Source organism: Bradyrhizobium sp. 41S5, from assembly GCF_011516665.3.
In the GTDB taxonomy this organism is placed as follows: Bacteria; Pseudomonadota; Alphaproteobacteria; order Rhizobiales; family Xanthobacteraceae; genus Bradyrhizobium; species Bradyrhizobium quebecense.
Genome location: NZ_CP083721.1, coordinates 2,006,216 through 2,017,553, shown reverse-complemented (window position 1 = coordinate 2,017,553; position 11,338 = coordinate 2,006,216). Strand labels below are relative to the sequence as shown.

Annotated in this window: 12 protein-coding genes; 3 read left to right on the top strand and 9 right to left on the bottom strand. The window is 64.1% G+C overall.

All coding sequences use genetic code 11. The features are described from left to right. Nucleotides 1-6: 6 nt before the first annotated feature. Complete coding sequence (locus HAP47_RS09550; protein WP_173638469.1) at nucleotides 7-243, top strand: hypothetical protein; 237 nt, start codon at nucleotides 7-9, stop codon at nucleotides 241-243. Between the two features lie 346 nt (nucleotides 244-589). On the opposite strand, the gene rpoD is transcribed toward HAP47_RS09550, so the two are convergent. Beyond that, a complete protein-coding gene (gene rpoD, locus HAP47_RS09545; protein WP_176396223.1) occupies nucleotides 590-2,722 on the bottom strand; it encodes an RNA polymerase sigma factor RpoD in 2,133 nt (710 codons plus the stop codon). A gap of 252 nt (nucleotides 2,723-2,974) precedes the next feature. Next, nucleotides 2,975-4,990: a DNA primase gene (gene dnaG / locus HAP47_RS09540; RefSeq protein ID WP_173638470.1), complete on the bottom strand. Its 2,016-nt coding sequence runs from the start codon at nucleotides 4,988-4,990 to the stop codon at nucleotides 2,975-2,977. A 209-nt stretch (nucleotides 4,991-5,199) separates the two neighbouring features. On the opposite strand from dnaG, the gene HAP47_RS09535 reads away from it, so the two are divergent. Continuing rightward, the gene (locus HAP47_RS09535) at nucleotides 5,200-5,754 is read left to right on the top strand and encodes a chlorite dismutase family protein (RefSeq protein ID WP_173638471.1); all 555 of its coding nucleotides are present in this window, start codon (nucleotides 5,200-5,202) and stop codon (nucleotides 5,752-5,754) included. 5 nt (nucleotides 5,755-5,759) lie between these two features. Here the strand turns inward: HAP47_RS09535 and HAP47_RS09530 are convergent, their stop codons facing one another. The 3 genes from HAP47_RS09530 to HAP47_RS09520 all read right to left on the bottom strand — a co-directional run bounded on the left by HAP47_RS09530 (nucleotide 5,760) and on the right by HAP47_RS09520 (nucleotide 8,135). Then, nucleotides 5,760-6,158 carry a gamma-glutamylcyclotransferase family protein gene (locus HAP47_RS09530; protein ID WP_173638472.1) on the bottom strand — a complete coding sequence of 133 codons (399 nt, stop codon included), beginning with the start codon at nucleotides 6,156-6,158 and terminating at the stop codon, nucleotides 5,760-5,762. 259 nt (nucleotides 6,159-6,417) lie between these two features. Then, nucleotides 6,418-7,230 carry a transglutaminase-like domain-containing protein gene (locus HAP47_RS09525; RefSeq protein WP_173638473.1) on the bottom strand — a complete coding sequence of 271 codons (813 nt, stop codon included), beginning with the start codon at nucleotides 7,228-7,230 and terminating at the stop codon, nucleotides 6,418-6,420. A gap of 2 nt (nucleotides 7,231-7,232) precedes the next feature. Next, nucleotides 7,233-8,135, bottom strand: coding sequence for a transglutaminase family protein (locus tag HAP47_RS09520; RefSeq protein ID WP_173638474.1), 903 nt, complete (start codon nucleotides 8,133-8,135; stop codon nucleotides 7,233-7,235). Nucleotides 8,136-8,237: 102 nt separating this feature from the next. Here HAP47_RS09520 and HAP47_RS09515 point away from each other — a divergent pair, with 102 nt between their 5' ends. Beyond that, nucleotides 8,238-9,035, top strand: coding sequence for an N-formylglutamate amidohydrolase (locus HAP47_RS09515; RefSeq protein ID WP_173638475.1), 798 nt, complete (start codon nucleotides 8,238-8,240; stop codon nucleotides 9,033-9,035). Nucleotides 9,036-9,181: 146 nt separating this feature from the next. Here HAP47_RS09515 and HAP47_RS09510 read toward each other — a convergent pair whose 3' ends face one another. The 4 genes from HAP47_RS09510 to HAP47_RS09495 form a co-directional block, all read right to left on the bottom strand. After that, nucleotides 9,182-9,364, bottom strand: coding sequence for a hypothetical protein (locus tag HAP47_RS09510; RefSeq protein ID WP_173638476.1), 183 nt, complete (start codon nucleotides 9,362-9,364; stop codon nucleotides 9,182-9,184). 7 nt (nucleotides 9,365-9,371) lie between these two features. Beyond that, nucleotides 9,372-10,460 (bottom strand): PepSY-associated TM helix domain-containing protein, encoded by a 1,089-nt coding sequence (locus HAP47_RS09505; RefSeq protein WP_231168961.1) that lies wholly within the window; start codon nucleotides 10,458-10,460, stop codon nucleotides 9,372-9,374. Nucleotides 10,461-10,741: 281 nt separating this feature from the next. Then, nucleotides 10,742-10,918, bottom strand: a complete 177-nt coding sequence (locus tag HAP47_RS09500) for a hypothetical protein (protein ID WP_173638478.1) — start codon at nucleotides 10,916-10,918, stop codon at nucleotides 10,742-10,744. Between the two features lie 9 nt (nucleotides 10,919-10,927). Then, on the bottom strand, nucleotides 10,928-11,173 hold the full coding sequence (locus HAP47_RS09495; RefSeq protein WP_441299938.1) for a DUF6894 family protein: 246 nt from the start codon (nucleotides 11,171-11,173) through the stop codon (nucleotides 10,928-10,930). Nucleotides 11,174-11,338: the final 165 nt, after the last annotated feature.

The following is an 11,338-nucleotide window of genomic DNA, read 5'->3' as shown; positions in this document are numbered from 1 at the left end:
CCGCCCATGCCGAAAAAACCCGGGACCAATCCCAAAGGCGAATTTGCCTTCTTCAACGTCTTCTATGAAGACGGCTCGCAGCGCTCCAACCGCCGCGTGCCCTCGGAACTGCTGGGTGGGCTGGACGGCGACGAGCCGGCGCGCGCCTTCCTGCGCGAGCAGGACCGGGAGATCGCCGAAAAGGCCGGCCGCCCGCCGCTCGAGATCAAGACCATCGAGCGCGTCGGCGCCAAGAAGAAGTAGCGGCGCGCGCGAAGTTTTCGCGCCCCTTCAGCAGCGGAGCAAGCGGCACCCCTCTCCCTAACCCTCCCCCGCAAGGGGGGAGGGAACCCTTCCACCGGTGCCTTACTCATTCGCCATCAATCTTCAGGCTTCGCACAAGATGCGAAACGCATCGTGCGCTGTGATGTCATTAGGCACGCTCGTCAGGCTCCCTCCCCCCTTGCGGGGGAGGGTTGGGGAGAGGGGTGGCCCCGGGCGCTGGCGTTGAGAATCTTGCGGGATCTCTACAAATGAAAACGGCGGGCCTTTTGCCCGCCGCTTTTGTCTCGATCGATGCCCGGGTCAAGCCCGGGCATAACGACCCGAATTAGTTATCGAGGAAGCTCCGCAGCTTCCGCGACCGCGACGGGTGCTTCAGCTTGCGCAGCGCCTTGGCTTCGATCTGGCGGATGCGCTCTCTCGTCACCGAGAACTGCTGGCCGACTTCTTCCAGCGTGTGGTCGGTGTTCATGCCGATGCCGAAACGCATGCGCAGCACGCGCTCCTCGCGCGGGGTGAGCGAGGCCAGCACGCGCGTGGTGGTTTCGCGCAAATTGGACTGGATCGCGGCGTCGATCGGCAGGATCGCGTTCTTGTCCTCGATGAAATCGCCGAGATGCGAATCCTCCTCGTCACCGACAGGGGTTTCGAGCGACAGCGGCTCCTTGGCGATCTTCAGGACCTTGCGGACCTTCTCCAAGGGCATGCCGAGCTTCTCGGCGAGCTCTTCCGGCGTCGGCTCGCGGCCGATCTCGTTCAGCATCTGGCGCGAGGTGCGGACGATCTTGTTGATCGTCTCGATCATGTGCACCGGGATACGGATGGTGCGGGCCTGGTCGGCGATCGAACGGGTGATCGCCTGCCGGATCCACCAAGTGGCGTAGGTCGAGAACTTGTAGCCGCGGCGGTATTCGAACTTATCGACCGCCTTCATCAGGCCGATATTGCCTTCCTGGATCAGGTCGAGGAACTGCAGGCCGCGGTTGGTGTACTTCTTGGCGATCGAGATCACGAGACGGAGGTTGGCTTCCACCATCTCCTTCTTGGCCTGACGGGCCTCGCGCTCGCCCTTCTGCACGCCGTGCACGATCTTGCGGAATTCGCCGATCTCAAGCCCGGTGAGCGCCGCCAGCGACTGGATCTCGTGACGCAGGTCCTTGATGCGGTCCTTCTCGTGATGGACGAAGTTCTTCCAGCCCTTGGCCGACAGCTTGGAGACACGGTTGAGCCAGCGCGGATCAAGCTCCGAGCCCTGGTAGTTGCGCAGGAAATCCTCGCGCGCGACGCCGTGGCTGTCGCCGAGGCGCAGCAGGCGGCCCTCGAACGAGACCAGCTTCTTGTTGATGTCGTAGAGCTGCTCGACCAGTGAATCGATGCGGGCCTGGTTGAGGCGCAGCGACTTCACCTCGACGATGATCTCGTCCTTCAGCTTCTTGTACTTGCGCTCCTGCGAGGGCGACAGCGACTCGCTCTGCAGCTGGTTGGCGATGTCCTGCTCCTGCAGGCGGCGCAGCTTCTTGTATTCGGACGCGATCTTGTCGAAGGTCTCGACCACCTTCGGCTTCAGCTCGGCCTCGATGGCGGCGAGCGACATCTGGTTCTCGAACTCGTCGTCGTCCATGTCGGACTCGGCGGCGGCTTCGGCCGGATCCTTCTCCTCAACGCCGGCCTCGCCACCGGCGGGCGCGGCGCGGAACGGGGTCGGCGCCGGCGGCGCTGCGGGCGGCGCGACATGGGCCGGCGCGCCGGCCTGCAAGTCGCCGCCATTGCCTTCAGCGGCTGCGCCCTCGGCGCCGTTGTTGCCGATCAGGTTCGGATTGATGCCGCCCTTCGACTCGGGGCCGGCATAGGTGGCTTCGAGATCGATGATGTCACGGAGGAAGATCTTTCCTTCGTTGAGCTCGTCGCGCCAGATGATGATGGCCTGGAAGGTCAGCGGGCTTTCGCAGAGGCCCGCGATCATCGCCTCGCGGCCGGCCTCGATGCGTTTTGCAATGGCGATTTCGCCCTCGCGGGAGAGCAATTCCACCGTGCCCATCTCGCGCAGATACATGCGCACCGGATCGTCGGTGCGCTCGCCCGGCTCCGACTTCTTGACCTCGGTGACGGCCTTCTGCGTGACCTCGACGAGCTCGTTGTCGGTCTCGTCGTCGCCGTCGTCCTTCTCGTCCTCGCCTTCGCTGTCATCCGCCTCGGTGACGTTGATGCCCATGTCGGACAGCATCGACATGATGTCTTCGATCTGTTCGGGCGAGGTCGTGTCGGAGGGCAGCACTTCGTTGAGCTGATCAAAGGTCACGAAGCCGCGCTTCTTGGCCTGCTTGATCATCTTCTTCACCGCGGCATCCGACAGGTCGAGCAACGGCGACGGCGCGTCAGCGGCATCCTTCTCAGGAGCATCCGCTGCCTTGTCGTCCTTTTCCTTGTCCTTAACCTGCAGCGTCTTTGCCTTGGTGGCCATTCACTAAGCTCCCGAAACGCGGTCATGCCAGATGGCGCCACGCACGCGCATCCGCACGAAATCTAGATTTACTCTCTCGACGCGCAAAGGGCGGCGCACACTATCGCCACCCCTGTCATCCGTCTCGATGGTTTCCATCTGCAATAGCCACGAGGCTATTAAGTTTCGCTTAACCCTGTTTTTGCAGCCAAACCATGGATTTGGCGAGTCTTTTTGCGGGTGCGGCCAGCGCCGTCCGCAGCATTTTTGTTATCAGACGTTACGCTGGAACCGGCCCGATAATTCGCCGAACCCTTCAATCAGGGCTTCGGTCCCGTCGGCTTCTGCCATCCGGGCCTGGATATCCTGCAACCATGCCAGATTGGCCTCGCTCGAGTCTTCAGCCAAAGCCGCTTCCGCATCTTTTCTTTCCCTAAGTAAGGCGTGGGTTTTCTGATGCAAGGCAACCAGTTGACGCCAGGTCGATAAAACATCCTCGCGCGCGGCGCCGATCTGTGCACCCCACACCGCCTGGGTTGTGATCGCCCGCTCAACCCTTTGAAGAATCTGCGATAATCCGCCCGCATCGAGGTCGGAGCGCATCTTTTCGGCCTGCTCCTCGACGTCAGGGGAATGGTGATGGTCGTGAGCAAAGGCCGCAATGATGGCAGCCCGCAGCTTGTGGGCCTCGGGATGGGCGAGCTCGAGGGCCGCCACCTCCTCGAGATGGTCGTGCAGCAGCCAGGGGTGATTGATCAGGGATTGCAGGATCAGCGCCTCGCGGCTCGAGATCGCGCTGCGCTGGCCGCGCATGATCGGGCTGTTGGCCAGTTGCTGGCTCGCGGCCTGATAGGGACCCCGTGAAAACCCGGGGGTGGCGCCGCCCTTGGCGCCGAACCGGCCGCCTTGGCCCGGGCCGCCGCGGGGGGCAAACTGGCGGGGTGATTCGCCGCCGCGTCCGCCGCCGAAATTGCCCCTGTTGCCGTAGCCGCCGCGGCCATAACCACCGCGTCCCCCCTCCGGCGCAAAGTTGCGTTGCAGCCGCTCCTGCAGGTCCTGCCGGTAATAGCGGCGCACCACCTCGTCGCGGATGCCGTTGGTGAGCTCGCCGATCCGCGCTTCCAGGGCTGCGCGGCGCTCGGGGGTGTCGAAATTGCCGCCCTCGATCTCGCGCGACCAGATCATTTCGGCGAGCGGCCTAGCGGCGCCGATCACATCCTCGATCGCGCCGCGGCCGCCGGAGCGCGCGAGATCGTCGGGGTCCTGTCCTTCCGGCAGCAGCGCAATACGCAGGCTCTTTCCCGGCTTGAGCTGGGGCAAGGCAATGTCGGCGGCGCGATAGGCGGCCTTCTGGCCGGCGCGGTCGCCGTCGAAGCAGAGGATCGGCTCGTCCACCATCTTCCAGAGTATCGCCAGCTGGTTCTCGGTCAGCGCGGTGCCGAGCGGCGCGACGGCGCCGGGAAAGCCCGAGGTGACCATGGCGATGACGTCGACATAACCCTCGACGACGATCAGCTGCGCGCCGTCATGCGCGGCCTGGCGCGCGGTGAACAAATTGTAGAGATTATCGCCCTTGTGAAACAGCGGGGTTTCCGGCGAGTTCAGATACTTGGCCGGAACGTCCTTCTCCAGCGCGCGGCCGCCGAACGCGATGACGCGGCCCCGGGCATCCGTGATCGGGAACATGACGCGGTCGCGGAAGCGATCGAACGGCACCGGCTTGTCCTCGCCGGACACCAGAAGCCCTGCCTCCACCATGTCCTCGGTCGAGATGCCCTGCGCGCCGAGATGCTCCTTCAGCGCAAAGCGGTCAGGCGGCGCATAGCCCATCCGGAACTGGAGCTGGGTCGCCGGCGAGATGCTGCGGTCGGCGAGATAGCCGCGCGCCTTGGCGCCGTTGCGCGAGGCCAGCGTGTCGGCGAAGAACTTTGTCGCCAGTTCCATCACGTCGTGCAGGGTGCGGCGATGCTGCTCGTGGCGCGCCGCATCGGGCGTTGCGGCCGGCAGCGGGACACCCGCCATCGCGGCGAGACGCTCCACCGCCTCGGGGAAAGTCACGCCCTCGGTCTTCATCAGGAAGTCGAAGATGTTGCCGTTCAGCCCGGACGAGAAGTCGAACCAGGCCTGCTTCTGGTCGTTGACGAAGAATGAGGGCGTCTTCTCCTGCTGGAACGGCGACAGCCCCTTCCACTCCCGCCCGGCCTTCTTGAGCTTGACGCGCCTGCCCACGACTTCCGAAACCGGAAGCCGGGCGCGCAGCTCATCGAGGAATTCGGGCGTAAAACGCATCAGGGTGATTCTGGGCTCCGGCGGCGAATCGCGGACAACCGGTTAGCCATATAGCGGCACGGCCGGGCATGCCGAACAATGTGGGGCTTTTCCGGGCTATTCACAGGCCTGTCCGTCGCGGCTCCGTCGAGCGGGCTACCCCCGAATCCACGGTGGAGAGCCCGCACGGCAAGCTTGCCCCCTTCCCGCTTCCGGGATTGGATAGCGCCATGTTCACGACATTCAGGGGCGGACAGAGCGGCGGCTGGCAGGTCACGTCCATCACGCGGGTGAAGGGCGAGACGCTGCCGAAGGTCGCGGCGTTGTCGATCGTTGCGAGCGAGTCGATCGCGCTGCCGCTGTTGCCGGCGCAGACCTCCTGGCGGCTCGCCGGCGTTGCCAGCTATCTGCGCTACACCGGGAAGGAAGAGCGCGAGAAGCTCGCCGCCGTGCAGGCCGGGCTCGGCCGCAGCGAGGCAACGTATGCGGCGCTGATCCCGATCAGGAAATCCGCGGCGTGGTGGGAACTGACGCAGCAGGAGCGCCGCGAGATCTTCGAGGACAAGTCGCACCACATCGCCGGCACCTTGAAATTCCTCCCTGCGATCGCCCGCCAGCTGTTTCACGCCCGCGACCTCGGCATGCCCTTCGACTTCCTGACCTGGTTCGAATTCGCCCCTGAGCACGTCGCCCTGTTCGACGAGCTGGTCGGCATGCTGCGCGCGACCGAGGAGTGGAGCTATGTCGAGCGCGAGGTCGACATCCGCGTCGAGCGAGAAGTCTGAAGCAGTCAATGCTCGAGAAACTTCCCTGACGCGATCCGCGACAGCTCGGTAACCGGCCAGTTGTAGAGATAGGTCCACGCCTCGCTCACGCTGCCGTCGGCGAGCGTGACTTTGAGCATTTCGCGGACATATTCGGTCGGCGGTGGAAAGCCTTCACCGCAGGCTTCGTACATGTCGAATTCGCGCAGCATGGCCTCGCGCTCGCGCAGGCGGAACAATTCGCCGTGCACGATGTCGGCGGGATCGTCGGACGTCACCAGGCCCGGATAATGCTTCACCAGATAGAGCCGGCCGCGACACTGCGCCGGCCCGAGGAATTCGGCATTGCCTGCGAGCAGCTTGGCCATCGGATGGTCGAAACCGCGCATCAGCGTGCCATAGACGAAGAGAAGGTCGGAGATCATGAGCTCACTAGTCATTCCGGCAGAATGGGGCAGTATAACTCACAAGCTGCGCCTCACACTCGCTGTCGTCCCTGCCTGGTGCGCAATTGCGCACGGGAGCAGGGACCCATAACCACAAATCCAAATCGTTGCGCGACGCCGGAACGACGGGTCCTGTCAACAACAGGAGCCGCGGCGTATGGGTCCCTGCTTTCGCAGGGACGACGACGGGAAGCGCTGCAAAGCTGCGAGCCCTGAATGACGGAATGGTTGGGAAGAATCAAGCCGTCGCCACCTCATCGGTCACCACGACGAACTTCGTCAGCGTCATGCGGCCGAAGCTCGTGGTGAGCGCGACGTCGGCAGCGTCGCGGCCGGTCGCCATCAGGATGCGGCCGATCCGCGGCGTGTTGTGGCGGGCATCGAAGGTGTACCACTGGCCCGACAGATAGACCTCGAACCAGCCGGAAAAATCCATCGGCGCGGGATCCGGCGGGACACCAATGTCGCCGAGATAGCCGGTGCAGTAGCGCGCCGGAATGCCCATGCAGCGGCAGAAGGTGAGCGCCAGATGCGCGAAGTCGCGGCAGACGCCGGCGCGGCTTTCGTAGACATCGTGCGCCGACTTCATGTGATGGGCGTGCTGGTAGCCGAACGTCACATGGTGGTGCACGAAATCGGTGATCGCCTGCACCCGCGCCCACCCCTGCGGCGTGTTGCCGAACAGCGACCAGGCGACATCGGTCAGCTTGTCGGTCTCGCAATAGCGGCTCGGCATCAGATAGAGCAGCATGTCATCCGGCAGCTGCTCGATCGGAACCTGCTGTGCCGCCGGATTGACGACATCGGGCAGCCCGGAATCCCGCACCAGCGCGCTGCCGCGGAAGGTGACGCCACCGCCAGGGGCGACGAGACGCCCGCAGACATTGCCGAAGCCGTCGCGATAGAGGCCGATCGGGACATCCGGCTCGGCCGAGATGCTCTCGGTGCCGACGATATCGGCGTAGCGTGACGGATGGATCGACAGCATGATCACCATCGGGGTCGGCTGCGGAGCCGTATAGGTAATTTCGAAGCCGACCTTGATCTGCATCGTCAGGCTGTCTCCCGCTCCGCCGCATTCTCGCCGACCGACACGACCTTGATGTCGATATCCATGTCCAGAAAGGCATCGGTCGGGCCGAGATAGACACCGTGCAGCGGGATCGCCTGGCGTGGATCGCGCGCCACCGCGACGCGGATCAGATCGCGCGTGCCGACGATGCCGTTGGTCGGATCAAACTCGATCCAGCCCGCACTCGGCAGATAGACCTGCACCCAGGCGTGGGTCGAACCGCCGCCGACATAGCCATGCGCGCTGTCGGTGGGCATCGCGAGATAGCCGGAGACGAAGCGCGCGGCGATGCCAAGCCGGCGCAGCGCCTCGATCATGAACAGCGCATAGTCGCGGCAGGTCCCGGACTGCGTCCGCAGCGTATCGAGCGGGTGCTGGGTGCCATGCTCAAAGCGCTTGCGATAGCTGAACGCCTCACGGATGCCATGCGTCATGTCGCTCAGGATCTTGAACGTCAGCGTCGGCGCCTCGACATCCAGGAAGCGCCGCGCCCAGGCCGACAGTTCGCCGTTCGGGTCGCCATATTGCGGCGTGATGAACTGCTGCAGATCGGGGAATTCCTCATCATCGTAGAGGAACGGATAGAAGTAGGCGGCGTCGTCCGGCGTCAGCGCGAACCTGTCGGCCGGATTGTGATCCACCGTCGCGGTCGAGACAAACGACAGCGTGTCGGCGCGCTCGTCGAAGGTGGCGATCGCCACACCGTTGCCGAACACGTCGTGGATCCAGCGCAGCGACATCGGCTGCGGGTCGATCACAAGTGCGCTGTCGAGCACCCGCAGATCATGGCCGTCGCGGGGGCGCAGCATGATGCGGTGTTCGCCGAACGCCACCGGGCGCGCATAGCGGTAGACGGTCTCGTGATGGATAGTCAGGAGCGGCATCTTCAAACAATCATCGTGATTTGGGCCGCTAAATCTATAGAGAATGCTGCTTGATTCCAAACCAGCATGCCCCTTGAATAGGCAAAGTTGAGGAAAAAGCCCGTGAATCACGCCGGTGGCCCGTTCTTTCTACTGACAAACACCGATGTTTCACCGGTTCTTGAACATAATCCTGGCGGCCGCTCGCCGTTCCTTCTGACTTGCGATCATTATGGCAGGCTGATTCCCTCCCCGCTCGGCGACCTCGGCCTGCCCGAAAGCGAGCTCGTCCGGCACATCGCCTGGGATATCGGCATCGCCGGCGTCGCAACCCGGCTCTCCGACCTGCTCGGCGCGCACCTGATCGCGCAGCGCTACTCGCGGCTCGTGATCGACTGCAATCGTCCGCCGCATGTCGCAAGCGCAGTCCCGCTGATCAGCGAAGCCACCACCGTTCCGGGCAATGAAGGCCTGTCGCGCGAAGCCGCCGAGATGCGCCGCGCGCAGATCTTCGATCCCTATCACCAGCGCATCGACGAGATCATCGACGAACGTGCGCGTCAGGGCATTCCGACGGTGCTGGTGTCGCTGCACAGCTTCACGCCGGTCTACGCCGGCATCGCGCGTCCCTGGCACATCGGCACGCTCTATCACCGCGACACTGCGCTGCCGCCGCTGCTGCTGAAGCATCTGCGCAGCGAGGGCGATCTCGTGGTCGGCGACAACGAGCCCTATGCAGTCAGCGACGAGACCGACTACACGATCCCCGTCCATGGCGAAAGGCGCGGACTGATGAATTCCGGCATCGAGATCCGCCAGGACCTGATCTCAGACCAGGCCGGCGAGACGGCATGGGCCGAGCGGCTGGCGCGCATCCTCGCCGAGATCGAGACGACGCTGCGCGCGGAAGCGCGGGTCTAGCGCGTCGAACGCGGCAGCTGGTCGTCCGTCCGGACAGGCATCTTGAGACGTCGCGGACGAAGCCGCCGCTTCTTCATCGAGCGCGCGACAGTCGTCTTGAGCCGGACCTGGCCGCCCATCGTCGAACCGCGATCAAGCCAGCCTGTTCAATTCGGCAGGCGCCGCCAGATGAACAGCAGATAGAGCAATACGGGCAGGCCGAGCGCCACCCAGGAGACGGCATCCCACCAGCCGTCGCCGACCAGCGCGCTGATCAATCCCACCGTGCTCACGATCGCGATGACGAGCGGGGCGGCGAAGATCTGGCTCAATGAACGATGTGCGACCATGCTGATATCACGACGTGAGCGCGGTGTTATCCATCGAGGCGGCGTTGGCGATAGCGCGTTCCTGGCTCACGCCCGCCTTGCGCCGGCGCAGCCACAGATACACGCCGGTGACGAGGATGAAGATGGTGAGGATGTCGAGCAGCGCCCAGACGATCTTGAGCGGCATGCCGCCGTAATCGCCGAAATGCAGCGGCTGTGAAACGTAAAGCGTCGACACATACCAGGGCATATCGCGGCTGTCGGTCAGTGTCCCGGTTTCCACATCGATCAGCGCGGGCGTCAGCAGCCGCGAGGTCAGCGGCGTATCGCCGTGCAGGAACACCGCGTAGTGGCTCTTGCTGCTGAACAGGGTTCCCGGGAATGCGACGAAGCTCGGCGTCATTCCCGGCACCGTGTGCCTTGCGACCTCAACGGCCCCGTTCAGCGAGGTCAGCTGCGACGGCACCGGCCGGTCCTTGTACTGCGCGGTCATCTCGGCGAGTTGGCCGAATTGCCACATCTTGAGGACGAGGTCCGCCCAGGTGTTGATGACCCCGGTGAAACCAACGACCAGCGTCCAGGCCACCAGCAGGATGCCGGCGAGATTGTGGACGTCGAGCCAGCGCACGACGCGGGTCCGCTGCGCACGGTAGGCGCCGAAGCGCAGCTTCCGCATCGATGGCGCGTAGACGACGACGCCGGAAATGATCGCGACGCAGAACAGGATCCCCATCAATCCAAGGAACAACTTGCCGGGCAGGCCCGCGAACATGTCGGTGTGCAGCTTCAGCATGATGTAGGTGAAGCGGCCGGTCACGTCGGGGGAATCGAGATAGGCGCCGGTATGCGTGTCCATCCGGATCAGGAGGTTGTTGGTCGGATCGGCGTCGATCGTCGGACCAACGCTGACCCACATCGCGCGGGGCTCGTCGCGATCCCAGATCAGGAAGTGAGGCACCTTGCCCGGCGCGCGTGCGAGCGCGTTGGCGAGCAGATGATCCAGATCGGCCGGCGGCGTGCCCGCGGGGGCCTCGGCCGGCTTGACCTGGCTGTGCAGGAGATCGTCGATCTCGTCATGGAAGATCAGCGGCAGGCCGGTGATGCAGAGCAGCAGCATGAACAAGGTGCAGATCAGGCTGGTCCATTTGTGGACGGCGCCCCATCGCCGCAGGGATTTGGTCGTCGCAGTCAACTTCGCTACCTAATTCCAGTCTCCATTCTTGCCGTCACTAACACGATGAGAGATGCACGCGGTCGCGCGGCGATTAGAACCCGTCCAGTGTTGGACTTATCGTCGGTCGTGTTGCGATCACGCAACGAGATCGTCCGCGAACTGCGACGATGCGTCTCTGCCTTCAGCGCGATTTCCTGGGATCGTTCTAAATTGGATCTCCGCGTTCAGCCGGCCGACGCGGCGTGGACGGGATGCTTCGCACGCCATTTGGCGCCCGGCCCGCGCATGTAGTGCAGCTCGGGCCGGTAGGGATCGCGCATTCGCGCGATCAAATTCTGCCAGCCGGTCGTGATCGCGTTCAGGCTGCGGCCCAGAGGTAGCAATGACTGCAGCGACAGCATGGCTTCCTCTCAGTGCGGTTTGCCGAGAACGGATGCGAAGGACAGGATGACGATCTCCTCGCCGGCCTCGTCGCTGACATGCACCGCCCAGTCACGCCAATCTTCCAGGCTGGCGGTTGCGACCAGCGATCGCATCATGCAGGTCGCCGCCTCGCAGGCCTCGGCGAGGCTGGTCACCGAGGTGCTGCGGCGATCCATCAACACGCCGCGCGTATTCGAGCAGTGGAAATAGACCTGAGTTGCGTCATGGGCCATGTCCGTATCCTCGCAAGCTCCGGGCGATCGGGCTCGCCCTTGCATGACGAAGCTTGAGCAGCCAGCCGGCGCCGATCCGTGATGCGGCTCACACGGGCGCGGGACGGCCGCCAAGCCGCGCCGCCGCCCTCACCAAATCGCGATTTGACAGTTTTTCTATATTTG